We start from the raw sequence: 25,157 nt of genomic DNA, 5'->3' as shown, positions 1-25,157 counted from the left end.
GGAGTGAAACACCGCGAAACGGGGTACCTTCATGTGGTCAGGCCGGTGTCTTCGAAGGTCCGTACATGGAGTGGTTCACGGCACCCGAATACTGGTTCGCCAGGCAGGTGTTGCAGCGGGGAACCGCGGCGATCTATCTGGTCGCCTTCATCGCCGCCGCCCGCCAGTTCCGCGCGCTCATGGGCGAGCGGGGGTTGCTGCCGATACCCGCATTTCTGGCGCGCACCTCATTCCGCCGCGCCCCCAGCATCTTCCACCTCCACTACTCGGACCGGTTCTTCGCCGTGGTCTGCTGGACCGGTGCGGCGATCTCGGCGGCGCTGCTGGCCGGTGCCGGCGATCTGGTGCCGTTGTGGGCGGCGATGCTCGCCTGGCTGCTGCTGTGGGTGCTGTATCTGTCGATCGTCAACGTGGGGCAGACGTGGTATTCGTTCGGATGGGAATCGCTGCTGCTGGAAGCCGGATTCCTGGCGATTTTCCTGGGCAACGACCACATCGCGCCGCCGGTGCTCGTGTTGTGGTTGACCCGCTGGTTGCTGTTCCGCGTCGAGTTCGGGGCCGGCCTGATCAAGCTGCGTGGCGACCGGTGCTGGCGTGATCTGACATGCCTGTACTACCACCACGAGACGCAGCCGATGCCCGGCCCGCTGAGCTGGTTCTTCCACCATCTCCCGCGGCCGCTGCACCGAATCGAGGTCGCGGGCAACCACTTTGCCCAACTCGTTGTGCCGTTCGCGCTCTTCGCTCCGCAGCCGATCGCCTCCGGTGCCGCCGCGATCGTGATCGTCACGCAGCTGTGGCTGGTCTTGTCCGGCAATTTCGCCTGGCTCAATTGGGTGACGATCGTCTTGGCCGCCAGCGCCATATCCGACTCCGCCGTGGCCACCGTTCTTCCCGTCACCGCACCCGAGTTCTCCGACACTCCGCTGTGGTTCGTCGTCGCGGTCGTCGCGTTCACCGCGGTGACCGTTGTCCTGAGCTTCTGGCCGGTGCGCAATCTGGTGTCGAAGCGTCAGCGAATGAACGCCTCCTACAACAACTATCACCTGGTGAACTCCTACGGAGCCTTCGGAGCGGTGGGCCGCAGCCGCGACGAGGTGGTGATCGAGGGCACCGACGACGACGTGGTGACGGCCAGCACCACATGGCGCGAGTACGAGTTCAAGGGCAAACCGGGTGACGTGCGCCGGTGGCCCCGCCAGTTCGCGCCGTACCATCTGCGCCTGGACTGGCTCATGTGGTTTGCGGCCATCTCACCGGCATACGCGCAACAGTGGTTGCGCACCCTGCTGATACGCCTGCTCGAGAATGACAGGCAAACACTGAAACTCTTGCGGCACAATCCTTTCCCCGACCATCCGCCCCGTTACGTACGGGCGCGTCTGTACCGGTACCGGTTCAGCACGTGGGACGAACTGCGCCACGACCACGTGTGGTGGGAACGGACCCTGCTGACGGATTATCTGCCGCCGGTGGCGTTGCGCGGCTCAGCCCAGGGGGCACGCCCCGCGCGCCCGGGCTGAGTCCCGGCACGGGGCTACGGCGACGGGACGTTGCGAGGGATCAGCTCGTCCTGGACGAACTGCGCGAGAATCTCTTTCATCGCCGAAACCGTCATGTTCGGTGCGCCGGTGAGCACCTGGATGGCAACACCATCGGTGAGCGCGGTCAACCGGTGGGCGACGGTCTCGGGATCGACGTCGGTGCGGAAGATCCCCTGCCGCTGCCCGCGCCGCACGATGCGGCCGACTGTCTCGTGCCACCGGGCGTAGTACGTGTTGTGAATCGGCCGCAGCTCGGGGCGGATGGTTGCCTCGGCCCAGAGCTGCATCCAGATCGACCATTCGTCGCGTAGCGGCCCGACCCTCGGCAGCTGCATGTCGATGAGCTTGAGCAGCCGCTCGTGCGCGTTGTCGATCTTCTTCAACTCGTCGCTCTGGCGCTCGAACGCGCGGTCGAGGGCATGGCGCAGCGCCGCGGTCAACACGTCGCTCTTGCCGGGAAAGTAGTAGTGCACGGCCCCGGTGCTGGTTCCGACGACTGCGGCGATGTCGGAGATGCGCACGGAGTGATATCCACGCTCGGCGATGAGTTGAGCTGCGGCATCGAGGATGGCTGTGCGCCTGATGTCCTCGGTGAGTTGAGCGGTCACACATCCTCCCGAACTCGCGCCGGTTGCTCACCAGGCGATCTGGCAGCCGGCGTGGTGTTTCTGACGCTTCAATCAAATCACATGTCGCTGACTGATGCATCAGTCAGTCGAAGGTAAGCCATGACCTGAGTGAGAAACCTGCACTTTCGGTTTGCTCGCATACGCGTTGAACTGCTTGTTCGTTAGCGAGGTCAATCGCTGGACGTAGTGGCGCTAATTACAACCCTTGACAGCTGTGGGGTGGGTCACGGTAGAACTGATTCATCAGTCAGACGGCGAGGAGATGGGTTCGCGATGCAAAACAGGAGTGCCGATGGCGGTGCAGCACAGGTGCTGCGGCCTGACGTGCACCGGGGAACGGTCGCTGTGATCACCGGCGGCGGTACCGGAATCGGCCGTGCGGTTGCGCTCGATCTGGCCGCGTGCGGCGCGGACGTCGTGATCTGCGGGCGGCGAGAAGAGCCGCTCGAGAAAACCGCGGCCGACATCGAGGCGCTCGGTGCGCGGGCGCTCGTCGTCCCGGCCGATATCCGAGACGACGCTGCCGTGACAGCACTGGTCGACCGGGCGTTGGGCGAGTTCGGCAGGATCGACACCCTCGTCAACAACGCCGGAGGACAGTTCGCCGCGCCGGCCGAGGAGATCACGAGCAAGGGGTGGCGCGCGGTGCACCGGCTCGCCGTCGACGCAACCTGGGCGGTGACGCGTGAGGTCGCGGTACGGGCCATGATCCCGCAGCGGTCGGGAGCGATCTTCTTCATGGCGTTCTCCCCGCGCCGGGGTATCGCATCGATGGTGCATGCCACGTCGGCCCGCGCCGCGCTGGAGAACCTTGCCGCCGGGCTGTCGCTGGAGTGGAGCCGGTTCGGCATCCGCAGCGTGTGCATCGCTCCGGGGACCATCGCCACCGAGGGCATGGAGGAGAACTACACCGAGGCGGCCCGGGCCGAATGGGCGGCGGCGGTACCCCTCGGCCGCCTCGGCACGGCCGAAGAGGTGTCCGGCGTGATCGCCTTCCTCGCCTCGCCTGCCGGCAGTTACGTGACAGGTACCACGATCGTCATCGACGGCGGCGCTGATGCGTGGGGTGCCGGTCATCCCGCCCCGCGGCCGGAGGCGAAGCTGTGACCGGCCCACGCGACCTGACGGCGCTCTTCGATCCGAAGACCGTCGCCGTGCTCGGCGCCAGCAATGACGAGAGCAAGTACGGCAACTGGCTGAGCGTGCAGGCGTTGCGGATGGTTTCGCATCGCACCGTGCACCTGGTCAATCGCCGCGGCGAGACCATCCTGGGGCAACCGTCGTTGCGCAGCCTCGCCGAGGTCGACGAACCGGTGGAACTGGTCGTCGTGACCGTGCCCGCGCACGGATTCGAGCAAGCCGTCGACGATGCCCTCAACGCAGGCGCGCGCGCGATCGTCGGTGTGACCGCGGGATTCGCCGAGCTCGGCGACGACGGGCGAGCGCTGCAGGAGCGCATCGTCGAACGTGTCCGAGCCGCCGGTGCGGTTCTGCTGGGGCCCAATTGCCTTGGTGTGCTCGACTCCAGCACCTCGCTCACCCTGGCGTCGAATCCCTTGCCGCCGGGGCGGATTGCGCTGCTGTCGCAGAGCGGCAACATGGCGCTGGAACTGAGCGGATTCCTCGCGGCCCGCGGCCACGGTTTCTCTCGCTTCGTATCGCTGGGCAATCAGGCCGATCTCGGCGCGGCAGATCTGATCCGATCGTGCGTGGAGCACACCGAAACCGATCTCATCGCCGTCTATTGCGAGGATTTCGGTGATGGCCGGGCCTTTGTGGCGGCTGCCACCGCGGCAGCCGAGGCGGGCAAACCGGTGGTGCTGTTGACGGTGGGCGGTAGCGAAGCGTCGGTTCGGGGCGCACAGTCGCACACCGGCTCACTGACCTCCGACAGCGCAGTGATCGACGCGGCTTGTGAGGCGGCGGGCGTGTACCGCGTCGCAAGCCCCCGGCAACTGGCGAACGCCGCGGTGACGCTCCTGAGTTACGGTGCGGCACCGGTGCATCGCGTCGGGGTGATCGCCGACGGTGGGGGACACGCGGGCGTCGCCTCCGACGTCGTCGAGGCGAGCGGTTTGAGCGTGCCGGAGTTTTCCGCCGATGTGAGTGTGGCGCTGCGCGCCCGGCTCACACCGTCGGCCGGCGTTCGCAATCCGGTCGATCTGGCCGGCGCCGGCGAGCAGGACATCACGTCTTTCGTGTCGGTGCTCGACACCGTCCTGTCGAGCCCCGACATCGATTCGGCTTTGGTGACCGGCTATTTCGGGGGCTATGGCGGGTATGGCGACAACCTGGCGCGGGGTGAGATCGCCGCCGCGGCCGCGATGGCCGATGTCGCGCACCGCCACGGCAAGCCGGTCGTCGTGCACACCATGCACTCCGACAGCGAGGCGGCCAAGGTGCTCGCCGATCGCGGGGTTCCGGTGTTCACGGCGGTCGAAGATGCCGCGGGCACCCTGGCCATTCTCGACCGGGCAGCGGTGCCGCGCGTCCTGCCCGAACTCCCGGCACGAGCGGCGGACCCCGTTCCGGCGGCCGGCTACTGGGATGCCCGCGAGCTGTTCCGGGCCGCGGGGGTCACGTTTCCCGAAGCCCGGCTCGTCGCTGATGCCGACGAGGCGGTCGCCGCGGCCGAACGCATCGGATATCCGGTCGTGGTCAAGGCAATGGGTCTCCTGCACAAGTCCGACTCCGGTGGTGTCGCGCTCGGCCTGACCGGACGAGACGAGGTCGCCGACGCGGTGAGGCGTATGCGAGAACGCTTGAACCCCTCGGGCTTCTGCGTCGAAGGTATGGCCGACACGTCGGACGGGACAGAACTCATCGTCGGTGTGCAACGCGATCCCCGGTTCGGGCCCGTCGCGATGGTGGGCCTCGGCGGTGTGTTCACCGAGGTGCTCGCCGACGTGACCTTCGCGCTCGCACCGGTCGACGCCGCAACCGCCCGTCGGCTTCTGGAGAACTTGCGGGCAGCTGCGCTGCTGCACGGGGTTCGAGGCCGGCCACCGATCGACATCGACTCAGCGGCGGCGGCGATCGCCACGATCAGCGAGGTCGCGGCCGCCCATCCCGAAATCGCCGAGCTCGAGATCAATCCACTGCTCGCCACGCCGCGCGGCACGCTCGGGCTGGACGCCCGGATCGTGCTCGGCAACCACTGACCACCTCCAGTATCCTGAAAGGAACCAATTACCAATGGAATTCGCCTACACTCCGCGCCTCGTCGAGCTCAAGGACCGGGCTCGCACGCTCACCGAGAAGATCATCCCGTTCGAGGAGGAATGCGAACGCAACAACGGACTGACCGCGGAATCGCATGCGACGATCAAGGCCGCGGTGCTCGACGCCGGTCTCCAGGCCATCAACACCCCGACCGAATTCGGCGGCGCCGGGCTGACAGTCCTCGAACAGGTGGTCGTGCAGGACGAGTTGGGCAAGCTGACCAACGCGTTGTGGGATGCGGTCTGGCGGCCGGCCAACCCCCTTGCGCATGCCACTCAGGAACAGCGCGAGCGTTACCTCATCCCCGGCGCGCGCGGGGACCGTCGCGACGCGGTGGCGATCTCCGAGGCCGACGCCGGGTCGGATTTCTCCGCCGCGAAAACCACTGCGACGCCCGACGGGAACGGTGGTTACGTCATCAACGGTGAGAAGTGGTTCGTCACCGTGGGTGACGTCGCCGACTACCTCATCGTGCTCGCCTACGTGCAACCCGAGCACGCCCCGACGATGTTTCTGGTCGACGTGGACACGCCCGGCGTGCAGATCACCAAGATCCCCCGGTACACGCACACGTTCGTCTATGAGCATCCCGAGTTCACGTTCACCGATGTCCGGGTGGGCGCCGAGGCGGTACTCGGCGGCGTGGGGGCAGGCCTGGAACTGACCAGGGACTGGTTCACCGAGGAACGACTCATGATCGGCGCCAGGACGATCGGTGCGGCCGAGCGTGCCCTGACCTTGGCGGTCGATTGGGCCCGTGAACGTGTTCAGGGCGGGGAGCCGCTGATCAACCGGCAGTTGATCCAGGGCATGATCGCCGACTCGGTCGTCGACATCACCACCAATCGAGCGCTCACCCACCAGGTCGCGTGGGAGTTCGACAACGCCGATCTCAACGACCCGAACCAGCGAAAGACACTGCACGCCAAGGCGGCGACGGTCAAGCTGGCCGCCTCCGAGGCGTCCAACCGGGTCGTCGACCGTGCCGTCCAGATCTTCGGCGGCCGGGGCTACATCCGCGACTACCCCGTCGAGCGGCTGTGGCGCGAACTGCGCGTCGATCGGATCTGGGAAGGCACCTCCGAAATCCAGCGGCTGGTCATCGCCAACGAGGCCAACAAACGCGGCCTGAGCAACCTGCTGTCGTTTCCCGCTCCGGTCACGGCGAGCTAGCGCCATGTCGGCCGAGAACACCGGAACCGTCGACGTTCACCGCGAGGATACGGTCGCCGTGGTGACGCTCCGGCGCGAGCGCAAACGAAACGCGCTGTCGACCCACATGGAATCCGAACTGCTACGCGCATTGCGAAGCCCGGAGGTTGAGTCCAGTCGGGCAATCGTGATCACCGGTGGGGACACGGTGTTCTCGGCAGGCGCGGACGTCACCGAGTTACGCGAGATGACCCCGCACGCCATCGCCGACTATTACCGCGGGTCGGGTTCGGTGTACGAGGTGTTCGCCGGCCTGCCGCAGCCCACGATCGCGGCCATCACCGGATACTGCCTCGGTGGCGGGCTCGAACTCTCCCTGGCGGCGGATATCCGGATCGCCGACCCCGCAGCGGTTTTCGGGTTCCCGGAGATCGGCATCGGTATCCTGCCCTCGTCCGGGGGAGTGACGCGGATGGTGCGGGTGGTCGGTGCGGGTCGTACCCGGGACCTGGTGCTGCGCGGTCGGCGATTCGATGCCGGGCAGGCCGAACTGTGGGGGATCGTCAGCGAGGTCACCGCGCCTGGCGAGCACATCAAGAAGGCCATGGAGATCGCTCGCGAACTCGCCGAGCGGCCGACGCTGGCGCTGCGTATCACCAAGCAGGTTCTCGACGTGAGCCTCGATGCCCCGACTCAGGCTGCCCTGCTGCTGGAGCAGCTGGCCTATGCCGTGCTCAACAACGCCCCCGAGAAAGACGAGGACTGAAGCGATATGAGCTCACTGGATGTAATGGACCTGCCGGCCAGGCGAGGTTTTCACGCCAAGCTGCTGACCGCGTGCTGTGGTGGTCCGTTCCTCGATGGCTACGTGATGAGCATCATCGGCGTCGCAATGCTCGGCGTCACCGCCGAACTCAATCCGTCGACCGCGGAGTCAGGTCTGATCGGCGCGGCGTCGTTGATCGGTATCTTCTTCGGGGCCACGGTCTTCGGATTCCTCACCGATCGCCTCGGTCGCGAGAAGATGTACGCATTGGACCTCGTCGTCCTCGTGGTGGCCTGTGGGCTGTGCGTATTCGTCCAGGCGCCTTGGCAACTCATCGTTCTGCGGTTCGTCATCGGCGCCGCGATCGGCGCGGACTACCCGATCGCCACCTCCCTGCTCACCGAGTTCACGCCGTCGAAGAAGCGTGGCGCGATGATCGGCATGTCGGCCGTGGCGTGGTCGGCGGGTGCGGTGTTCGCCTACATCGTCGGTGCGTTCTTCGTCGGTTTCACCGGTGGCAACGACCACTGGCGGCTGCTGCTGGCCACCAGCGCCGTGCTCGGCGTGATCGTCATCATCATGAGGCGCGGTATTCCCGAGTCGCCGCGCTGGCTGCTGCAGCACGGCCGGGTCGCCGACGCCGAGGCCGTCGTCAAGAAGATCTATGGCACTGCAGTCGATCTGAGCTCGGTGGCGGTCGACGATCCGGACGCGAATCCGCTGAAGCCGCGCGCGAACCTCGGGGTGTTCTTCCGCGGCCAGTACATGCGCCGGCTGGTGATGTGCAGTGTCCTGTACCTGGCGGTGGTCACGCCGCTGTACGCCTTGCTGACGTTCCTGCCCGCGATCCTGTCGGGTTTCGCGATCTCGGGCGAGGGACCCATGGGCCTGATCGTCGAGACGGTCATCATCGGGCTCATCGTCGCCGGATCCATCCCCGCGCTCTATCTCGTCGAGCGGTGGGGCCGACGCCCGATCGCGGTGGTCCCATTGGGACTCATGGTGCTTCCACTCGCCGGGCTGTGGTTGTGGGCCGACGGCCCCCTGTGGTTCATCGTCGCAGCGTTCTGCGTGTACACGTTCATCTCGGGCGGTCCGAGCATCCTGGTGTGGATCTATCCGAACGAGCTGTTCCCCACGGAGTTTCGCGCCACGGCCGTCGGGATCGCCACCGCGGTCAGCCGTTTCGGGGCGGCCACCGGCACCTATCTCCTGCCGCTGAGCATATCGTCGTTGGGCACCGGCACCACGATGCTGTTCGGTGCGGTGCTGACCGCGGTCGCGTTCGTCGTCTGCTTCTTCATGTCCCCGGAGACCAAAGGTAAGTCACTGGAGGAGGTTTCCGAGTTGCCGGGCGCCGCGGCGACTGCGGTGAGTCCCACCGCGCCCGGACCCGACGGCGCGATGGCGCACCGCGGCTGAACGAAGCCGGCACCGCACGAGTGTCCCCGCCGAGGGCGATCGACCGGCGGGGACACGGTGTTGTGTCGTCTACTTCCAGATCAGCAGATCCTGTGCGCCGTTGTTGAACACCACGGTGTCCGGGGCCGGTCCCACGACGTCGAAGTACACCTCGCCGGTGGTCGCGTTGCCCTGCGGCAGTGGCGTGGGATTCACCCCGTTCGCGGTCGGCGCGGTGAAGATCGCACGATAGTTCTGCCCGTTCGCGGCTCGGGCATTGAAGTCCGACACGACCGGGGTCGCGGTGCCCTGCACCGCCGTTGCGGTGGCCGTGGCCTCCCATAGCTGCCCGGAGACCGGGTGCGGAATCTGATCGTCGCTCGGCCGCAGATCGCTGACCGTCCAGCCGGTCACGGTGGCGCCGGTGACGTCCGGCAGGTTCTGCTGCATGCCGAAACTGCGCACAGTGGTGTAAGCCGATGCCGGCGACGCACTGAACACCGCTGCGGCCGTGGTGGCGAGCACTGCTGAAGTCATTGCCGCCGTCTTGCTGAACTTCATGGTTTCTCCAATCGTTCGGGCGGCGGCCGCCCTGTCCGCGGGCGGTCACCTTCGGTTTATCGCCCTCTTGCAGCGCTACCCGATCCGTCCGCGGGCTAACCCTCTCGCAGAGATCGCTGGTAGCGGCGCATGCCGGCGATCCACCGGTCGTAATCAGAGCCCTTGTGGCGATACATGTCGAGGACCTGGGGGTGGGGGAGCACCAAGAACCGCTCCGAACGCACTGCTTCGACGGTCGCCGTGGCAACGTCCTGCGGGCTGATGACCAACCCGGATTGCACGATCGATTCGGCGCCGACAAGCGCATCGGGTTCGTCCGCATTGCGCACGGCATGCAGTAGCGGGGTGTCCACGCCGAGCGGGCATACACAGCTGACGCCGATGCCGTCGTCGCCGTAGGTGATCGCCAGCCACTCGGCGAACCCGACCGCCGCATGTTTGGTGACGGCATAGCCGGCCGCACCGATCTGTGACAGCAGCCCGGCCGCCGAAGCGATCGACACGAAGTGACCCCGACCACGCGAGCGCCACTGTGGGACAAGCACTTCGGCGGCCCGGATGTGCGCACGCAAATTGACGCCAAGAATGCGGTCCCAATCGGTGTCGGTGCCGAGCCCGCTCGCACCGATGATCCCGGCGTTCGCGACATATATGTCGGCAGGCCCGAACGCGTTGTCGGCCAACGCCTCGATATCGGCCGGGTCGGCAGCATCCGCGCGCAGCGCGACCGCCGAGCCGCCGGCTGCGGCGATCCGCGATGCGGTCTCATTCGCGCCCGCCTCATCCACGTCGCCGATGACCACGCGTGCGCCGCCCGCGGCGAAGGCCTCGGCGAGTGCCCGACCGATCCCCGAGCCTGCGCCGGTGACGACGACAACGCGCTGTTCGATATCCATTGAGCCTTACTACCCGAAGTGAACGCCCTGAGCCAGCGGCAGTTCCGATGAGTAGTTGACGGTATTGGTGGCGCGGCGCATGTAGGCCTTCCACGCGTCCGAGCCCGACTCGCGGCCGCCGCCGGTGTGCTTCTCACCGCCGAACGCCCCGCCGATCTCGGCGCCCGACGTGCCGATGTTGACGTTGGCGATGCCGCAGTCGGACCCGTCCGCGGCCATGAACCGCTCGGCTTCGCGCACGTCGGTCGTGAAGATCGCCGACGAAAGTCCCTGCGGCACCTCATTGTTCAAGGCAATCGCCTCATCGAGGTCGTCGTAGGTGAGCACGTAGAGTATCGGGGCGAACGTCTCGGTGTGTACCACGGCGGTCTGTGCGGGCATCACCACCACCGCGGGCGCGACATAGAACGACGTGTCACCGGACTCGCCGGAGAACATGCGGCGTTCCCCACCGAAGACCTTCCCGCCGTCCGCGCGCGCCTGCTCGAGCGCACCGACCATGTCGCGATAGGCGCGTTCGTGGATGAGCGGGCCGACGAGCGTGCCCTCGGCGCCCGGCGCACCGATCGGCAGGCTCTGATAGGCCGACACGATCCGCTGCACCAGTTCGTCGGCCACCGAGGAATGTGCGATCAACCGGCGCAGGGTCGTGCAACGCTGGCCCGCGGTGCCCGCGGCCGAGAACACGATCGCGCGTACCGCCAGGTCGAGATCGGCCGACGGCGTCACGATCGCCGCGTTGTTCCCGCCCAGCTCCAACAGGGCCTTGCCGAATCGCGCGGCCACCCGCGGGCCGACCTGCTGGCCCATCCGGACCGAGCCGGTCGCGCTGACCAGCGCGACCCGCGGATCGTCGACAAGCCGTTCGCCGAGTTCGCGCCCGCCCTGCACGAGCCTGCTCACCGCCGCGGGTGCACCCACATCGGCAGCCGCGCGCTCGATCAGCGCCTGACAGGCGATCGCCGTCAAGGGGGTCAGCTCGGAGGGCTTCCACACCACGGTGTCGCCACACACCAACGCGACCGCGGTGTTCCACGACCACACCGCGACCGGGAAGTTGAACGCGGTGATCACGCCGACGACGCCAAGCGGATGCCAGGTCTCCATCAGACGGTGGCCGGGCCGCTCGGAGGCGATCGTGCGCCCGTACAGCTGCCGGGAGAGGCCGACGGCGAACTCGCAGATGTCGATCATCTCCTGTACCTCGCCGAGGGCCTCGGAGGTGATCTTGCCCGCCTCGATTGTCACGAGCGTCGCCAGATCGGACTTGTGCTCGACGAGCAGCTCGCCCAGCCGCGCCACCACGGCGCCGCGCACCGGGGCGGGAGTGGTGCGCCACACCGAAAAAGCCTGGGCGGCTTCGGCAATCGCGGCGTCAGCCTGTTCGGCGGTGTCTTCGGGAACCGTGAACAACACCTCACCGGTGATCGGCGTGCTGGCGGGCAGGCCGGCCTCGCCGGGTGCACCCAACGCGACATTCGCGCCGATCGAGTCGAACGCTTGCCGTGCCTGCGCACGCAGGTCGTCGGCGGTGGGGAGCATGGTCTGCTCGGTCGTCGAATCTGGTCGTGTCATATCGCGCCTCTCTGGTCGGCAGCCCCGGGATGGAGAAATCGAACGGCTACAGTGCGGGCCATGGGTGAACCGGACGAACAGCCGCTGGACGGGATCGACCGGATCCTGGTTCGTGAACTCGTGGCCGACGGCCGCGCAACGTTGGCGCACCTGGCGTCGGTCGCAGGCCTGTCGGTGTCGGCGGTGCAGGCGCGGGTACGCCGGCTGGAATCGCGTGGCGTGGTGACCGGGTATGCCGCACGGCTCAACCCGGAAGCACTGGGCAGCATGCTGTCGGCGTTCGTGGCCATCACCCCTCTCGATCCTTCTCAACCCGATGATGCGCCTGCGCGGCTGGAGCACATCCCCGAAATCGAATCGTGCCACTCGGTGGCCGGCGAGGAGAGCTACATCTTGCAGGTCCGGGTCGCTTCCGCGCGGGCCCTGGAGGACCTGCTGCAACGCATCAGGACCGCCGCCAATGTGCGCACGCGAAGCACCGTCATCTTGCAGACATTTTACACAGGCAGAGACTACATTCCGTAATCGTTACGGTTGTCAAGCGTGATGACCGTAAAAATTGCGATAAAGTGGCGCCATGACCGCAGTGCTGACATCGCAATCCCTCACGCCCGACCACGTGCGCGAGGTGCTGGCCCGCAGCATCCTGGCCGACGGTTTCGATTTCGTGCTCGATCTGGACCGCTCGTCGGGCTCGCATCTGGTCGACGCGCGCACGGGTGAGCGCTTCCTGGACATGTTCACGTTCTTCGCGTCGTCGGCGCTGGGGATGAACCACCCGGCGCTCGCCGACGACCGTGACTTCATGGCCGAACTGGCGCAGGCCGCGGTGAACAAGCCGAGTAACTCCGACATCTACAGCGTCCCGATGGCGCGGTTCGTCGCCACATTCCGCCGGGTACTCGGAGATCCGGCGCTTCCGCATCTGTTCTTCGTTGACGGAGGAGCGCTTGCGGTGGAGAACGCCTTGAAGGTGGCGTTCGACTGGAAGAGCCGGCTCAACGAGGCCCGCGGCGTGGATCCTGCGTTGGGCACCAAGGTGTTACACCTGCGCGGCGCCTTCCACGGTCGCAGCGGCTACACCCTGTCGCTCACCAACACCGATCCGGTCAAAGTGGCCCGCTTCCCGAAGTTCGACTGGCCGCGCATCGACGCTCCCTACATTCGGCCGGGGGCGAACATGGCCGAGATCGAAGCCGAATCGCTGCGTCAGGCGAGAGCGGCGTTCGAGGCCAACGCCCATGACATCGCGTGCTTCATCGCCGAGCCGATCCAGGGCGAAGGCGGCGATCGGCACTTCCGTCCGGAGTTCTTCGCGGCGATGCGCGACCTGTGCGACGAGTTCGACGCGTTGCTGATCTTCGACGAGGTGCAGACGGGTTGCGGGATCACCGGAACCGCTTGGGCTTACCAGCAATTGGGCGTCACCCCCGACGTCGTGTCATTCGGGAAGAAGACGCAGGTGTGCGGCGTGATGGCCGGACGGCGCGTCGACGAGGTCGCCGACAACGTGTTCACCGTCAGCTCACGGATCAACTCGACCTGGGGCGGCAATCTGGTCGACATGGTTCGGTCTCGGCGCATCCTCGAGGTGATCGAGTCCGACGGACTGCTGGGCAACGCCGCCGCGATGGGCGACCACCTGCTCGCTCAATTACGGCTACTGGCAACTGAATTCCCGCACACGGTGCTCGATCCGCGAGGCCGGGGACTGATGTGTGCCTTCAGCATGCCCGCCGCCGCCGACCGCGACGAACTCATCCGCCGACTCTGGGATCGCCACGTCATCATGCTGCCCAGCGGCTCGAATTCGGTGCGGTTCCGGCCGGCACTCACCGTCACGCGCGACGAGATCGACGCCTGCATCGGCACCGTGCGTGACGCACTGATGACTCTGGCATAGTCGCCCGCACCCCAGCCGTCAAATGGTCGGCCCCGCTTCCCGAATACGGGAAGCGGGGCCGCCTTTCCCCCCCACTGAGCGTGGCTACCGGGTCACCGCCGGTCGCCAGCCATTGGTTTTACTTGTCGCCCGAATCCGACTTCGAGCTCTTCGAATCCGACTTCGAGTCGGAGCCCTTCGAGCTGCTCTTGGAGCTCTTGGATTCGGAAGCTCCGGAGGAGGCCTTCGAATCGGACTTGGTGTCCGAACCGGTCGAGCCGCTGCCGGAGTCCTTGCTGCCGGAATCCTTGGTGTCGGTGTCCGAAGCAGGCTTCGACGGCTTGGCCGGCTTGGTCGACTCGCTGTCGTCGGCGTCGCGATCCTTGGGCGAGAAGACGTTCTTGACCGCGTCGGCGACGCCGTCGATGCTCTTCTTGAGCTCTTCGGCCGGCTTCACGACGGCCTTGACCGGTTTGGTCTCCGCTGCGGGCGCAGTCTCGACCGTTTCCTCTGGCGCGGCCACGGTCTCCTCGGCGGTCTTGTCGGTGACCGACACCTTGACCAGGGACGCATCAGCGTCGGGCAACGACGCCGGTCCGGAATCCGACTTGCCTGCCTTGGCCGCTGCGGCCAAAGACGCGGTGGTCGAGTCGGTTTCGGTCTCCTCCTGCGGCGGCGCGACGATGTCGAGGATCGTCCCGCCGACCGTCTCGACGACCTGCTTGAAGACGTCGATGCTGGCGTTGACCAGGGTGACGGCGGTGGCCGCGGCCAGGGTCAGCCCGCTCTTGAAGGCGTCGAGCGTGCCGCCGGTGGCCGTCCACACCGCGAGTGCGATCGACCGGAACGCCTGCTGGAGATCGGTGGTCGTGGGCAGGGACGCTGTCGCCGAATCGGTCTCGGGCGTGGTCTCCACCGCGGCCACCGGGGTGACGCTGCCGGATTCGGTACCGGTACCCGTCTCGTCCGGTTCCTGTTCGACCGGCGGCGCGACGATGTCGAGGATCGTCCCGCCGACGGTGTCGACGACCTGCTTGAAGACGTCGATCGTGGCGTTGACCAGGGTGACGGCGGTGGCCGCGGCCAGGGTCAGCCCGCTCTTGAAGGCGTCGAGCGTGCCGCCGGTCGCGGTCCACAGTGCCAGCGCGACCGCCCGGAACGCTTGCTGCGCACCGGAAATCAGACCGGTCGAGGCGACGGAGGCGTCGGCCGGGTCTGGCGCGGGCGGGGCGATGATGTCGAGGATGGTCCCGCCGACCACGTCGACCGACTGCTTGAACACATCGATACCGCCGTTGACGAGCGAAACCGCGGTCGCCGTCGCGAGGGACAGCCCGCTCTTGAAGGCGTCGAGGGTGCCGCCGGTGGCCGTCCACAGTGCCAGTGCGACCGCCCGGAAGGCTTGCTGCGCACCGGAAACCACGCCACCCGCGGTGGTCGCGGCCGGGGGAGCGATGATGTTGAGGATCGTCCCGCCGACCAGATCGACGGCCTGCTTGAAGGTGTCGATCGTGCCGTTGACGAGGGTGAGCCCGGTGGCGGTCGCGAGGACCAGCCCGCTCTTGAAGGCGTCGAGGCTGCCCGCGACGGCCGTCCACGTCGCCAGCGAGATTGCGCGGAACGCCTGCTGCGCGTCGGAAGGCGACGGCAGCAGAGCCGTTGCGGCCGAAGCCTCCTGCGGCGGCGCGATGATGTCGAGGATGGTCCCGCCGACGAGGCTGAATGCCTGCTTGAAGGTATCGACGCCGGCGTTGACCAGCGTGACCGCCGTGGTCGCCGCGAGGATCAGCCCGCTCTTGAAGGCGTCGAGGGTGCCGCCGGTGGCGGTCCACAATGCCAGGGCCACGTCACGGAACGCCTGCTGGGCGCCGGTGAACAAACCGCTGCCCGCGACCTGCTCGGGCGCGATGACATCGAGGATCGTCCCGCCGACCAGATCGAAGGCCTGCTTGAAGGTGTCGATGCCGCCATTGACCAGGGTCACGCCGGCAGCGGTGGACACCACCAGCCCGCTCTTGAACGCGTCGAGGGTGCCGCCGGTGGCGGTCCACAGCGCCAGCGCCAGTTCACGGAACGCTTGCTGGGCGTTGGTCGCGGCCGCCCCGGGCACGGCTGCCAAAGCGGCGGTCGGCGCATTCTCCAGTGTCGCCGCGAACAACTGATTGGTGGTCGGCGAACTGAACGCGGCCGGTGTCACCGCGGCGACCTTGATGTCCGGCGGCGGCGGAGCGATCGGGCTCGCGATGATCGCACCGGCAGCCAGCATCGCGATTCCCGCTGTGGCGTATGGGCGGACAGCTAAGTGCATTGCATTCCCCTCTAGACGAATTAAAGAACCCCCGAATGCGGCAAACAGTACCTGAGAAGAACCTTAGGGCCCAACTTATTAAGAAAAAATCTCGAAGAAGCTTTGTGTTAACCGATGCACCTCTTCTGATTACCCGGGTCGTCGCTTTGCCATTAATGCCGACGTGCGCCACACATACGAAATTGGCAAATGCATGGAAAGATTGCTGAAACTCATGTGAGGCGGCGGCGGACATCTGAGCGACACCGATGGTTAACCCATCAAAATTTTGCCAACGCAACCGAGATGGCGAGAAAAGCAGCCTGTCATACCATTTTTTGCCCCGGCAGGCTTTGCGAAGTCTGCGTAGCGTCAGATATGAATCCAAAGCGCCGAACGGTGGGTGCGGATGCTGTGGGACGGTCGGCAATCGGTTTTCCGCTCATCGTTCGAGGTGCCTTCGTTCGCTGTTTGTGATTTTGCTCCGATGTGCCCCTATAACGGTTCGCGGCGTTGTCCGTGTGAGTTGTGTCGCGACCCGACAACTGACGCTCAGGTAGAAACCTGAGAAACTCAGCTAACCTCTGCGCGACCGTCATCTGGCGTCGCGCCTATTTCGTACCGGAACGCGTGAATCCAGCTAACAGCTCCGCCGGGCAGGCATGGCATCTTGACCTCGGCATGGTGACCGCGCGCCGCCGTTTGGGCGACCTCGCAGCCCGTACACCGGGTCCCCGGCACACGGCAAAGCCGTGCATCATGCCGTAGCAACCCACTTCGGGGCGTCGGCTGCGGCGTCAAACCCTCGGATCGGGTGGAACCTCGGTGATCACTCTGCGGAGGATGGATTTCAGGCGTGGCAGTTGGGCTCCGCCGACCAGTACGCTACCATGTAGCGCGGCGAGCTTGTGAGCGGCCGGGGTGAACTCGTGGTTGGTCACCACCATGGTCTTGGCGCAGTCCTGCATCGGGGCGCCCGCCACAACTTCCTGTACTGCGCCCGCCCCGACCGGGCGGGACTGTCGCTTGCATTGGATCGCAACACGATTGGGCCGATGGCCGACGATCAGATCGACCCCCCAGTCACCGGTCACCGGGGTCATGATCACCGGCAAGCCACAGGAGCGGGCGATGCGCGCGACGTGGTCCTCGAACTCCAGTCCGGACATCTCGGCGCCCGGCTGCTCACTCGGACCGGGGGTGCGGGCGCCGTCCCACGCCCCTGCGAGGAAATGGGGCGCGGCCACGAGCGCGAGCGGCACGGCGACGCCGATGGCGAGACTCCACGGCACATCGACCCCTGCCGCATGACCCGCGATCGCCGCGCAGGCCCCCGCCACGAGGTACAGCTTGGTCCGGAGTCGACGCACCCGCCGAATGTTAGATGGCCTGTGCGACAAACGATCACTCAATTCCCAGGTCGGCGGGATAACCTTTTGCCATGGCGAACGACCCGACCCAGCTCGACATGCAGTCGTCTGTCGAGCATGCCCTCGCCGGGGGAGAACCCCAGCGGGTCGGATCGTTCCGGTTCTATTTCGCCGACGAGCGCTGGGAGTGGTCGCCGCAGGTGGAACGGATGCACGGATACGAGCCGGGCACCGCGCAACCGACCACCGAGCTGGTGTTGTCGCACAAGCATCCCGATGACTACGGGCAGGTCGCTGCCACGCTGGACGAGATCCGTCGTACGTCGGGGGCGTTCAGCACGCGCCACCGGATCATCGACACCGCCGGCGCCGTCCACGAGGTGGTCGTCGTCGGCGATCAACTCTTCGGCGACGACGGCAGCGTCATCGGCACCCACGGCTTCTACGTCGACGTCACGCCCGCCATCACCGAGGCGCGGCAGCAGGTGGTCACCGAAGCGGTGGCCGAGATCGCCGAGGCCCGCAGCGGTATCGAGCAGGCCAAGGGCATGCTGATGCTCATCTACCGGATCAATGCCGACTCGGCGTTCGAATTGCTGAGATGGCGCTCGCAGGAGACCAACACCAAGCTGCGTCTGCTGGCCGAGCAGCTCGCCAAGGACTTCCTGGAGCTCGACTACAACGAGATCCTGCCCAACCGCGTCGTGTTCGACAGACTGCTGCTCACCGCCCATCTACGGGTCGGGGGCGAGGTTTAGCCGGCCCCCGTTCCGGGAACGCTCGGGTCGCTTGAGTCAATGCGAACCGGGAGATGGAGCAATGGCGACGTGCGCCACGTGCGGCAACGACTACGACAAGGCGTTCACGGTGAGCTGGGACGGTCACACCGAGACGTTCGACAGTGTGGAGTGCGCAGCGGTCCGGATCGCCCCCGAGTGCGCGCACTGCGGATGCCGGATTCTCGGCCATGGCGTCGAGGCGGCCGACACGATGTACTGCTGCGCTCACTGCGCCCGTGAGTCGGGGCGCTCCGAGCTTGTCGACCGCCAAGCGGTTGCCAAGTAGGCCGCGCCGCGATGTACCACGACGCACAAGACCTGCGTAGCGGTGATGTCGACGTCTGGCAGGCGGTCCGGTTCGGGTTGGTCGCTGCGGCGGCCGGCCTGGGCTTCCTCTTGATGGCCGTCACCTGGGTGAGTACGTGCGCGGGTGCCACGGCCGATATGGCGGCGTGCGGAGCGCCCCAGCGCACCGCGTTGGCGCTCGGCGCACCACTGATCCTGTTCGTCGCCGGGCTCCGGGCATTCACCCGGGCTTACCAGGCGTGGAAGAGGCGTGAGACCTGGTGGGCGTGGCACGGCGCCGGGTGGCTCTTGACGTTGCTGACGCTGTTGGTGCTCGTCACGTCCCTGCCCGCGTTCGGTGGCACGGGGACCACGGGGTTGACACTGTGACCGCGTCGTCGAAGCTCAAGGCGCTCGCCTTGGTGTGCAGCCTGAAACCGAATCCGGCCGAATCCAGCAGTGAGTTGATCGCTGAACAGGTCCTCGACCGGCTCGGCGCGCTCGGGGTCGGTACCGAGTGCCTGCGGTGTGCCGATTTCAAGATCGATCCGGGTGTCGAGGCCGACATGGGAAACGGCGACCAGTGGCCAGAGATCAGGCAGAAGATCCTCGGCGCCGACATCCTCGTGCTGTCGACGCCAGTGTGGCTCGGGCATCCGTCGAGCATCGCGCAGCGGGTTCTGGAGCGGCTCGACGCCGAACTGTCGAACACCGACGACGCCGGCCGTCCGGTGCTCGCAGGCAAAGTCGCGCTGGTGTCGGTCGTGGGCAACGAGGACGGTGCGCACAAGACGGTCGCGGATATCTTCCAGGGACTCAACGATATTGGGTTCAGCATCCCTGCGCAGGGGTGCACCTACTGGAACGGCGAGGCCATGCAGGGCGTCGACTACAAGGATCTGGACAAGGTTCCCGACCCGGTGGCGAGCGCCACGTCGGCCGCGGCCCGCAACGCGGCGCATCTGGCCGGGCTGCTGAAGGCGGGTCAATACCCGAGCTATGAATAGCCCTGTCCGACAAACAGTTACGAATAACAAGCGAAGGAGAATGTGGTGACTGATTCGCGCGATCCAGTCGATCATGCCCGAACCACCCGCCCGCATGCCGGTGAGTCGATGAAGGACAATCTCGCGATGCCCGCACTCGTGCTCATCGGCGTCGGCCTGGTGTTGTTCGTCAGCTGCCTGGTGGCATTCGCCACCGGGAACGCCGGAGTCGGGGTGGTGCTCGCGGCATTGGCCGCCGTCGGTGTCGGGGCAGGCGCGGTCTGGCTGGCGGTCGAGCACCTCCGGGTACGGCGCGTCGAAGATCGTTGGTACGAGGACCATCCCAGCGCGGCGCGGCAGGGCCACAGCGGTTGATCGCCGAAACAACGCAAGCAAAAAGATGACCCAGCCGGATGGCTGGGTCATCTTGTTTGGGGCCTACGGACGCTGGCTGGCCTGCTCGCGCTTCTCGGCGGCTTTCGCGCCGGCCCGGGCGGATTCGGCTTCAGCTTCCTTCTTGGCGGCGTCCTGCTGGGCGTCTGCCTTGTCCTGCTGAGCCTTGCCCTCGCGGACCAGGTCGTCACGGCCGGTGACCGTGCCAACAGCCTCCTTGGCCTTGCCCTTGACGTCCTCGACGGCGCCCTTGATGCCTTCTTCAGGTCCTGAGTTCTTGTCGGTCATGGCTACCTTTCCGCTACATGGAGTGGAGTGGTTTTCAACACGCATCTTCGCGCGCACCCATAGATTTCCCGGCGGTGGGCGGGCCGAAACGTGACCTGACGAATACCAGTTCCAGTAAATCAACCGAGTGGTCGTGTCAACGAACTGCGTTCAGCTGACCAGCTTTTCAACAGATGTTCGGTGAGCCGGTCTTCCAGGGCGGCAAATGCGCGGACACCGAAGACGACATCGGCCTCCAAATCCGGTTCGCGTGTGACGAGATCACCGATCACGTCGGTGCGAACCACCTGCTCGTGCGCCGCATCGGTCTTCGCGTGTTCGCGGTAGAACCGCACGCAGGCCTCGGGCGCTGCCAGCCGCTGCAGTGCCGCGACCATGCGCTGGGAAACCGGTGACGACGTGATCTCCGTGGCGGCGAAAAGGCCTGCCGCCGCGCCCCGGAGCCGACGGTGTAACCCGAACAGCGACATCAGGTTCACCACGGCGAGCGATTCGGCGGTGACCGTGCCCAGATACCCGAGGTAGGTGCTGTCGAGATCGGCTGCGTCCATGAGATCGACGAACAACTGTTGATGGCCGCGGGCGCCGCGACCTGCGCCGTAGTCGTCGAATTCGACGGCGACGAACGACGCTTTGGCTTGACCGGCCAGCCGCGGGATCAGCCACGCGTGGGGATCACCCTGTTTGAGGTGGTAGAGCGATCGATGGACGAAATACTCTCGCATCTGATCCCAGGTCCCGCCGTCGCGCAAATGGTGGGACGGGCCGAGACCGCCGATCGGTTCCGCCGAGAGCCGGTCCAGCTCGCTTTCCGCGGTGACGTCCGGCGGGATGAGCCCCACCTCTTTGTGGACCGCGGCCAGAAAGACCCGTTCGAACTGCGAACGCAGGTGAAGTAGCCCGGCATTCCACTCCCAGGAGGGGTCGACGCCGGCGAATCCCCGGTAGTGCAACTCGTAGCAGACGTGAAGGGCCAACTGCACGTCTATGCCGAGCGGATCGGAATCCCGTAGCGGAACCCAGACGGGCTCGAGGTGATTGTGCGGGGGACGTCCCCTGAGTTGCTCGATGACAGCTGCGGAAACGCGGCCTTGTCCGTCGGGTAACTGCGGCTGTGCCGTTGCCGGGGGGAGAGTCGTCATAGCACGCGGTGAATTCCCTTCCAGGCGAACGGCAAACCTCGTCGCAACGGCCCACGCCGCCACGACGCGCGAGATCAACGCACGTCGACGTCCGGGTCGTCGTCGGCGGGCGGCTCGGGATCGCGCCACTCCTCGACCCGGCTCGACCGGTTGCCCTGCAACGTGCCGCGCAGTTCGTCTTTCAGCTGATCGTCTTTACGTGGGCTGTTCTTGGCGCTCTCGCGTTCCATCACGCGCCTCCTTCGAGTTCATGTGCACACCGGCAGGGCGGTGTTGCACTGCGAGTTCGTTGTCCGATTCCGATCGCAGCCAGTCCGACAGCTCGCGCGACGACACGGCGGCGGCGCGGTGGAAGCCGTCCCACAGCGCCGTGTCGAGGCCCGTTCCGGCGGTCATTCGATCGTCCCCGGCGCTCCGGTGCCCAAGCCATGCGTTGTCGTGCTCGCGGTCTGGCGTCCCAAAGTCACTCCGAGCAGGATCATGACGAGCGCCAGCCCGAAGTGCAGCCAGTTGTCAGCGGTGTTGACGGGGATGAAATTCGCGGCGCTGTCCCGGTCGATCACGAGCCCGTAGAGCCACAGGACCGCGTAGATGATGCCGCCGCCGATGAGGAAGGCGCGCGCGGCGCCGGCCGTGCGGGCCATCAGCAGGCCCGCGACACCGAACAGCAGGTGAACGACGTTGTGAAGTACCGACACGGCGAACACCCCGAGGAGCATGGCGTGGGAATGATGGCCGGCAAAGCTCATGTCGCCGTAGTCCGATGTGATCCCCGGGATGAAGCCGAGGATTCCGACGAGCAAGAACGTCGCACCGACGACAAGCGCGGCCACCTGCACGGGTGTCGCCCTCGTCGTTCTGCCGGGACTACGCGGATTTGGGGTAGTCATGATGCAACCTCTTTCTCCTACATCGGCCGCGGCAGATCGCCGCCGGGTGACCGAACGCGTCAAGCGGGTGCGTCGCGCGCGTACCCGCTGGTGATGGGTTACCCTCCGCGGCCCGACCCCACACGCCGCAGGGCATCGGATTTCGTCGTCCGGCCCGGGAGGTTTACCGGCCGAGGAGCACGGGGATCTCCACTGAGGCCCGCCATGCGTTGACGGCGGTGCTGGGACGAACGGCTGCAAGCAGATGAAGACGACCCTGTATCACGAGATCGAGCCCCAGACGCTCGACGATGTCAGACGGAACGGCCTCAAACGCAAGGGCGACGGCGAAAAGAGCGATTCCGACACAAAGACGGCCGACGCGTACCTGGATACGCATCGGCCGCCTGAGACGATCCGGGCTCAGCTCTGCCGCGACGGCGTTCTCTACGGGTTCTTGCCGGCCGGCGACCGCATCGTCGACATCAGAAACGGTGCGGAGGTCGATATCGCGACCTTCGACAGGGACCGTCCGCAGACGCTGCTGCGGATCGCGGTGGACCCGACGCACTGCTTCGTTTCAGATCTCGACCTGTACGACCGCGTCAAGCGGGCCTTGAAAACCGCCGAGTCCGACGACGAATGCCATCGACTGGCACAGGTCTACTGGCAGCGGGTCATCCCACTGCTGGACTACGAACCCGGCTCCATCAGGCGGCCCGAGGCGATGGTGGTCGCCGACATCGAACCGGCCGACATCGAGGTGGTGTCGCCCGACGGGTGACCATGCCGCCAGGTTTGGCGCGACTGGCGGCGGGTAACTGCTTCGCATGGCTATCGACGGACCGCGATTGCATGGTGCCTCCGCCCTCATGACGTTGAGCGATCTCGGCTTCGCGTCGATCTCGGCAGGGGTGATCGCTCGGCGCCGCCCGGTGCTTCGGCTGCTGGAACGCATGCAGGCCGATACCCGCGCGGTGAAGCGGTTGCAGCGGTTGCGACGCCAGTTCGGCCGCGGCCCGGTCGAACTCGTGATCCCTGGTCGCCGGATCGTCGTGGTACTCGACCCGGACGATGTCGGGACGGTGCTGAGCCGGTCGCCCCAGCCGTTCGACCCGGCTAACCGCAAAAAGCGCAAGGCCCTGCAGTGGTTTCAGCCGCACGGTGTGCTGATCTCGCAGGGCGCCATCAGATCGCGACGGCGCGCGGTCAATGACGCCGCGCTGGACTCCGGGTCGGACCTGCACCGGTTGGCCGACGCGTTCGCGACGAAGATCGCCGACGAGGCACGCGATCTGGTGAGCGAGGCCACCTCACTCGGGCACCTGGATTCGTCGATGTTCATGTCGGCATGGTGGCGTCTGGTCCGCCGTTTGGCGCTCGGTGAGAGAGCCCGCGACGACGAGGCGATCACCGACGACCTGTTGCGGCTGCGCAAGGCAGGCAATTGGTCATTCCTGGCACTGCCGCACTACCGGGCCCGGGCTCAGTTCACGGAGCGACTCTACGGCTACGCAGAGGATCCCGAACCAGGAACCTTGGTGGGGGCACTGGCCGAAACGCCTGCCGCCGGGGCAGTCGACCCGGTCGGACAGATGCCGCAGTGGCTGTTCGCGTTCGACGCGGCGGGCATGGCGCTGCTGCGCGCGATCGCGGTCCTGGCGACCCACCCGGTCCACCTGAACCGCGCCGTCGACGACTGTGCAGAACCAGAGCGTCCGCTACCGCGGCCCTATCTTCGAAGCTGTGTGCTCGAGTCGGTGCGGCTGTGGCCGACGACGCCGACGATCCTGCGCGATACCACAGAGGACACCCACTGGCGGGACGGCGCGGATCAGTTCACGATCCGCAAAGGTGCCGGGGTGATGATCGTGACGCCGGCCTTCCATCGCGACGAGTCGTTGCTGCCGTTCGCACACGACTTCACGCCGGACATCTGGCTCGACGGCCGGGCTCGCCGGTACCCGCAGCTGGTGCCGTTCTCGGCAGGCCCCGCTGAGTGCCCCGGCCGCAATCTGGTGTTGTTCAGCACCAGCACGCTCGCCGCGAATCTGCTGAGCCGAATGCGCTTCGAGCTGCGGTCCACACCACGCCCGGCGCCCGGCGAACCGCTACCGATGACACTCAACCAGCTCGATCTCGAGTTCTCGGTCGGCGCCGCCGAACCCGCACTGGCCGCCGGTCGGTGAACTCAGCGTGATCGGCGCCGCGGGACCTCGATTCGCGCCAGGTCTTCGGCGATGACGAGGTCGCCGTCGAAACCCTTGGCCGCCAACACCTCAGCGGCTTCCGCGCGGTGTCGGTCCGTGTCGGGGTAACGCTGCGAGAAGTGGGTGAGGACGAGCCGCCGGACGTTGCATTCGGCCGCGACCTGCGCGGCCTGACCGGCGGTCAGGTGCCCGTAGCGGCTCGCGAGCTCGGCCTCCTCGCCGAGAAACGTCGCCTCGATCACCAGAAGGTCCACGCCGTCGGCGAGCGCGTACACGGCGTCGCACATTCCGGTGTCCATCACGAAGGCGAACCGTTGCCCACGCCGCGGCTCGCTGACATCCGACAACCGCACGACGCGCGAGCCCACGCGAACCGAACCGGTCCGTTGCAGTTCGCCGACCATCGGGCCACTGATGCCGAAGCGTGCCAGCAACTCTGGCACCATGCGGTGACCGTCGGGTTCGACGATTCGGTAGCCGATGGACTCCACCGAGTGGTCGAGCCGCCGGGTCTCGAGTACGCCGAACGGTCCCGTGGCCACCGGGCCGTCGACCGCGATCGGATGCTCGTGAACCTCCGTGACATCGTGAAAGATGCTGGCGTTGCGCAGCCGGCTGAAGAATTCCTGCCCGGACGCCGGATAGTACGCGCGGAGCGGATGGGGTGTTTGGTCCAACGACATGCGTTGCAGCACACCGGGTACACCGAGGCAGTGGTCGCCGTGGAAGTGGGTCAGACACAGCCGTGTGACGGTGCCGGCCGACACGCCGGCGAGCAGGAGCTGGCGTTGCGTGCCTTCACCGGGGTCGAACAGAAAACCCTCGCCGTCCCATCGCAGCAGGTATCCGTTGTGGTTTCGATTGCGGGTGGGCACCTGGCTCGCGGTACCGAGCACGACAAGTTCGCGGACCGACATGTG

The 25,157-nt window shown here is 66.5% G+C and carries 26 protein-coding genes; 15 read left to right on the top strand and 11 right to left on the bottom strand.

Annotation, left to right across the window (positions count from 1 at the left end; all coding sequences use genetic code 11):
- Positions 1-65 precede the first annotated feature (65 nt).
- Positions 66-1,523 carry a lipase maturation factor family protein gene (locus ACOI2T_RS27355; protein WP_409504549.1) on the top strand — a complete coding sequence of 486 codons (1,458 nt, stop codon included), beginning with the start codon at positions 66-68 and terminating at the stop codon, positions 1,521-1,523.
- 14 nt (positions 1,524-1,537) lie between these two features.
- Here ACOI2T_RS27355 and ACOI2T_RS27350 read toward each other — a convergent pair whose 3' ends face one another.
- Positions 1,538-2,152, bottom strand: a complete 615-nt coding sequence (locus ACOI2T_RS27350) for a TetR/AcrR family transcriptional regulator (RefSeq protein WP_409504548.1) — start codon at positions 2,150-2,152, stop codon at positions 1,538-1,540.
- A gap of 294 nt (positions 2,153-2,446) precedes the next feature.
- Here ACOI2T_RS27350 and ACOI2T_RS27345 point away from each other — a divergent pair, with 294 nt between their 5' ends.
- Genes ACOI2T_RS27345 through ACOI2T_RS27325 form a run of 5 tightly spaced genes read left to right on the top strand, consistent with a single transcriptional unit; the run spans position 2,447 to position 8,735 of the window.
- Positions 2,447-3,280, top strand: a complete 834-nt coding sequence (locus ACOI2T_RS27345; RefSeq protein WP_409504547.1) for an SDR family NAD(P)-dependent oxidoreductase — start codon at positions 2,447-2,449, stop codon at positions 3,278-3,280.
- A complete protein-coding gene (locus ACOI2T_RS27340; RefSeq protein WP_409504546.1) occupies positions 3,277-5,334 on the top strand; it encodes an acetate--CoA ligase family protein in 2,058 nt (685 codons plus the stop codon). The genes ACOI2T_RS27345 and ACOI2T_RS27340 overlap by 4 nt, the downstream gene beginning before the upstream one ends.
- A gap of 34 nt (positions 5,335-5,368) precedes the next feature.
- Positions 5,369-6,568 (top strand): acyl-CoA dehydrogenase family protein, encoded by a 1,200-nt coding sequence (locus ACOI2T_RS27335; protein ID WP_409504545.1) that lies wholly within the window; start codon positions 5,369-5,371, stop codon positions 6,566-6,568.
- 4 nt (positions 6,569-6,572) lie between these two features.
- Positions 6,573-7,313, top strand: coding sequence for an enoyl-CoA hydratase/isomerase family protein (locus ACOI2T_RS27330; protein WP_409504544.1), 741 nt, complete (start codon positions 6,573-6,575; stop codon positions 7,311-7,313).
- A gap of 6 nt (positions 7,314-7,319) precedes the next feature.
- A complete protein-coding gene (locus ACOI2T_RS27325; RefSeq protein WP_409504543.1) occupies positions 7,320-8,735 on the top strand; it encodes an MFS transporter in 1,416 nt (471 codons plus the stop codon).
- 69 nt (positions 8,736-8,804) lie between these two features.
- On the opposite strand, the gene ACOI2T_RS27320 is transcribed toward ACOI2T_RS27325, so the two are convergent.
- From ACOI2T_RS27320 to amaB, 3 genes are all read right to left on the bottom strand, one after another.
- Entirely contained in the window at positions 8,805-9,275 is a 471-nt protein-coding gene (locus tag ACOI2T_RS27320) for an MPT63 family protein (RefSeq protein ID WP_067843232.1), read from the bottom strand.
- A gap of 95 nt (positions 9,276-9,370) precedes the next feature.
- Positions 9,371-10,171 carry an SDR family oxidoreductase gene (locus ACOI2T_RS27315; protein WP_409504542.1) on the bottom strand — a complete coding sequence of 267 codons (801 nt, stop codon included), beginning with the start codon at positions 10,169-10,171 and terminating at the stop codon, positions 9,371-9,373.
- A gap of 9 nt (positions 10,172-10,180) precedes the next feature.
- Entirely contained in the window at positions 10,181-11,746 is a 1,566-nt protein-coding gene (gene amaB, locus ACOI2T_RS27310; protein WP_067843257.1) for an L-piperidine-6-carboxylate dehydrogenase, read from the bottom strand.
- A 60-nt stretch (positions 11,747-11,806) separates the two neighbouring features.
- Between amaB and ACOI2T_RS27305 the strand changes: the two genes are divergently transcribed.
- Positions 11,807-12,271: an Lrp/AsnC family transcriptional regulator gene (locus ACOI2T_RS27305; protein WP_067843260.1), complete on the top strand. Its 465-nt coding sequence runs from the start codon at positions 11,807-11,809 to the stop codon at positions 12,269-12,271.
- Between the two features lie 52 nt (positions 12,272-12,323).
- Positions 12,324-13,649 (top strand): L-lysine 6-transaminase, encoded by a 1,326-nt coding sequence (lat, locus tag ACOI2T_RS27300; RefSeq protein WP_409504541.1) that lies wholly within the window; start codon positions 12,324-12,326, stop codon positions 13,647-13,649.
- Positions 13,650-13,767: 118 nt separating this feature from the next.
- Here lat and ACOI2T_RS27295 read toward each other — a convergent pair whose 3' ends face one another.
- Positions 13,768-15,936: a hypothetical protein gene (locus tag ACOI2T_RS27295; protein WP_409504540.1), complete on the bottom strand. Its 2,169-nt coding sequence runs from the start codon at positions 15,934-15,936 to the stop codon at positions 13,768-13,770.
- Positions 15,937-16,712: 776 nt separating this feature from the next.
- Positions 16,713-17,285: a restriction endonuclease gene (locus tag ACOI2T_RS27290; protein WP_409504539.1), complete on the bottom strand. Its 573-nt coding sequence runs from the start codon at positions 17,283-17,285 to the stop codon at positions 16,713-16,715.
- 71 nt (positions 17,286-17,356) lie between these two features.
- Between ACOI2T_RS27290 and ACOI2T_RS27285 the strand changes: the two genes are divergently transcribed.
- The 5 genes from ACOI2T_RS27285 to ACOI2T_RS27265 all read left to right on the top strand — a co-directional run bounded on the left by ACOI2T_RS27285 (position 17,357) and on the right by ACOI2T_RS27265 (position 19,710).
- On the top strand, positions 17,357-18,043 hold the full coding sequence (locus ACOI2T_RS27285; protein ID WP_409504538.1) for a PAS and ANTAR domain-containing protein: 687 nt from the start codon (positions 17,357-17,359) through the stop codon (positions 18,041-18,043).
- A gap of 61 nt (positions 18,044-18,104) precedes the next feature.
- Entirely contained in the window at positions 18,105-18,350 is a 246-nt protein-coding gene (locus tag ACOI2T_RS27280; RefSeq protein ID WP_409504537.1) for a metallothionein, read from the top strand.
- 11 nt (positions 18,351-18,361) lie between these two features.
- Positions 18,362-18,739 carry a hypothetical protein gene (locus tag ACOI2T_RS27275; RefSeq protein ID WP_409504536.1) on the top strand — a complete coding sequence of 126 codons (378 nt, stop codon included), beginning with the start codon at positions 18,362-18,364 and terminating at the stop codon, positions 18,737-18,739.
- On the top strand, positions 18,736-19,356 hold the full coding sequence (locus ACOI2T_RS27270) for a flavodoxin family protein (RefSeq protein WP_409504535.1): 621 nt from the start codon (positions 18,736-18,738) through the stop codon (positions 19,354-19,356). The genes ACOI2T_RS27275 and ACOI2T_RS27270 overlap by 4 nt, the downstream gene beginning before the upstream one ends.
- 108 nt (positions 19,357-19,464) lie before the next feature.
- Positions 19,465-19,710: a LapA family protein gene (locus tag ACOI2T_RS27265; RefSeq protein WP_421877424.1), complete on the top strand. Its 246-nt coding sequence runs from the start codon at positions 19,465-19,467 to the stop codon at positions 19,708-19,710.
- A 63-nt stretch (positions 19,711-19,773) separates the two neighbouring features.
- On the opposite strand, the gene mbp1 is transcribed toward ACOI2T_RS27265, so the two are convergent.
- The 4 genes from mbp1 to ACOI2T_RS27245 form a co-directional block, all read right to left on the bottom strand.
- Positions 19,774-20,016 carry a microaggregate-binding protein 1 gene (mbp1, locus tag ACOI2T_RS27260; protein ID WP_409504534.1) on the bottom strand — a complete coding sequence of 81 codons (243 nt, stop codon included), beginning with the start codon at positions 20,014-20,016 and terminating at the stop codon, positions 19,774-19,776.
- Positions 20,017-20,135: 119 nt separating this feature from the next.
- Positions 20,136-21,158 (bottom strand): iron-containing redox enzyme family protein, encoded by a 1,023-nt coding sequence (locus ACOI2T_RS27255; protein ID WP_409504533.1) that lies wholly within the window; start codon positions 21,156-21,158, stop codon positions 20,136-20,138.
- Between the two features lie 74 nt (positions 21,159-21,232).
- Positions 21,233-21,388, bottom strand: coding sequence for a hypothetical protein (locus ACOI2T_RS27250; protein WP_165766058.1), 156 nt, complete (start codon positions 21,386-21,388; stop codon positions 21,233-21,235).
- A gap of 162 nt (positions 21,389-21,550) precedes the next feature.
- Positions 21,551-22,048 (bottom strand): DUF4383 domain-containing protein, encoded by a 498-nt coding sequence (locus ACOI2T_RS27245; protein ID WP_409504532.1) that lies wholly within the window; start codon positions 22,046-22,048, stop codon positions 21,551-21,553.
- Positions 22,049-22,292: 244 nt separating this feature from the next.
- On the opposite strand from ACOI2T_RS27245, the gene ACOI2T_RS27240 reads away from it, so the two are divergent.
- Complete coding sequence (locus ACOI2T_RS27240; protein WP_409504531.1) at positions 22,293-22,811, top strand: hypothetical protein; 519 nt, start codon at positions 22,293-22,295, stop codon at positions 22,809-22,811.
- A gap of 46 nt (positions 22,812-22,857) precedes the next feature.
- The gene (locus ACOI2T_RS27235) at positions 22,858-24,216 is read left to right on the top strand and encodes a cytochrome P450 (RefSeq protein ID WP_409504530.1); all 1,359 of its coding nucleotides are present in this window, start codon (positions 22,858-22,860) and stop codon (positions 24,214-24,216) included.
- Between the two features lie 2 nt (positions 24,217-24,218).
- On the opposite strand, the gene ACOI2T_RS27230 is transcribed toward ACOI2T_RS27235, so the two are convergent.
- Positions 24,219-25,154, bottom strand: a complete 936-nt coding sequence (locus ACOI2T_RS27230; RefSeq protein ID WP_409504529.1) for a ribonuclease Z — start codon at positions 25,152-25,154, stop codon at positions 24,219-24,221.
- Positions 25,155-25,157: the final 3 nt, after the last annotated feature.

Source organism: Mycolicibacterium wolinskyi str. Jessa 2025, from assembly GCF_049241375.1.
GTDB lineage: Bacteria > Actinomycetota > Actinomycetes > Mycobacteriales > Mycobacteriaceae > Mycobacterium > Mycobacterium wolinskyi.
The sequence above is the reverse complement of the archived record's forward strand: the minus strand, read 5'-3'. Positions and strand labels throughout refer to the sequence as shown.

Excerpts from the sequence above, each read along its gene's own strand:
- ACOI2T_RS27355 (WP_409504549.1), top strand. The coding sequence starts at position 66 with ATGGAGTGGTTCACGGCACCCGAATACTGGTTCGCCAGGCAGGTGTTG.
- ACOI2T_RS27345 (WP_409504547.1), top strand. The coding sequence starts at position 2,447 with ATGCAAAACAGGAGTGCCGATGGCGGTGCAGCACAGGTGCTGCGGCCT.
- ACOI2T_RS27335 (WP_409504545.1), top strand. The coding sequence starts at position 5,369 with ATGGAATTCGCCTACACTCCGCGCCTCGTCGAGCTCAAGGACCGGGCT.
- ACOI2T_RS27330 (WP_409504544.1), top strand. The coding sequence starts at position 6,573 with ATGTCGGCCGAGAACACCGGAACCGTCGACGTTCACCGCGAGGATACG.
- ACOI2T_RS27325 (WP_409504543.1), top strand. The coding sequence starts at position 7,320 with ATGAGCTCACTGGATGTAATGGACCTGCCGGCCAGGCGAGGTTTTCAC.
- ACOI2T_RS27320 (WP_067843232.1), bottom strand. The coding sequence starts at position 9,275 with ATGAAGTTCAGCAAGACGGCGGCAATGACTTCAGCAGTGCTCGCCACC.
- ACOI2T_RS27315 (WP_409504542.1), bottom strand. The coding sequence starts at position 10,171 with ATGGATATCGAACAGCGCGTTGTCGTCGTCACCGGCGCAGGCTCGGGG.
- amaB (WP_067843257.1), bottom strand. The coding sequence starts at position 11,746 with ATGACACGACCAGATTCGACGACCGAGCAGACCATGCTCCCCACCGCC.
- ACOI2T_RS27305 (WP_067843260.1), top strand. The coding sequence starts at position 11,807 with ATGGGTGAACCGGACGAACAGCCGCTGGACGGGATCGACCGGATCCTG.
- lat (WP_409504541.1), top strand. The coding sequence starts at position 12,324 with ATGACCGCAGTGCTGACATCGCAATCCCTCACGCCCGACCACGTGCGC.
- ACOI2T_RS27295 (WP_409504540.1), bottom strand. The coding sequence starts at position 15,936 with ATGCACTTAGCTGTCCGCCCATACGCCACAGCGGGAATCGCGATGCTG.
- ACOI2T_RS27285 (WP_409504538.1), top strand. The coding sequence starts at position 17,357 with ATGGCGAACGACCCGACCCAGCTCGACATGCAGTCGTCTGTCGAGCAT.
- ACOI2T_RS27280 (WP_409504537.1), top strand. The coding sequence starts at position 18,105 with ATGGCGACGTGCGCCACGTGCGGCAACGACTACGACAAGGCGTTCACG.
- ACOI2T_RS27275 (WP_409504536.1), top strand. The coding sequence starts at position 18,362 with ATGTACCACGACGCACAAGACCTGCGTAGCGGTGATGTCGACGTCTGG.
- ACOI2T_RS27265 (WP_421877424.1), top strand. The coding sequence starts at position 19,465 with ATGAAGGACAATCTCGCGATGCCCGCACTCGTGCTCATCGGCGTCGGC.
- mbp1 (WP_409504534.1), bottom strand. The coding sequence starts at position 20,016 with ATGACCGACAAGAACTCAGGACCTGAAGAAGGCATCAAGGGCGCCGTC.
- ACOI2T_RS27255 (WP_409504533.1), bottom strand. The coding sequence starts at position 21,158 with ATGACGACTCTCCCCCCGGCAACGGCACAGCCGCAGTTACCCGACGGA.
- ACOI2T_RS27250 (WP_165766058.1), bottom strand. The coding sequence starts at position 21,388 with ATGGAACGCGAGAGCGCCAAGAACAGCCCACGTAAAGACGATCAGCTG.
- ACOI2T_RS27245 (WP_409504532.1), bottom strand. The coding sequence starts at position 22,048 with ATGACTACCCCAAATCCGCGTAGTCCCGGCAGAACGACGAGGGCGACA.
- ACOI2T_RS27240 (WP_409504531.1), top strand. The coding sequence starts at position 22,293 with ATGAAGACGACCCTGTATCACGAGATCGAGCCCCAGACGCTCGACGAT.
- ACOI2T_RS27235 (WP_409504530.1), top strand. The coding sequence starts at position 22,858 with ATGGCTATCGACGGACCGCGATTGCATGGTGCCTCCGCCCTCATGACG.
- ACOI2T_RS27230 (WP_409504529.1), bottom strand. The coding sequence starts at position 25,154 with ATGTCGGTCCGCGAACTTGTCGTGCTCGGTACCGCGAGCCAGGTGCCC.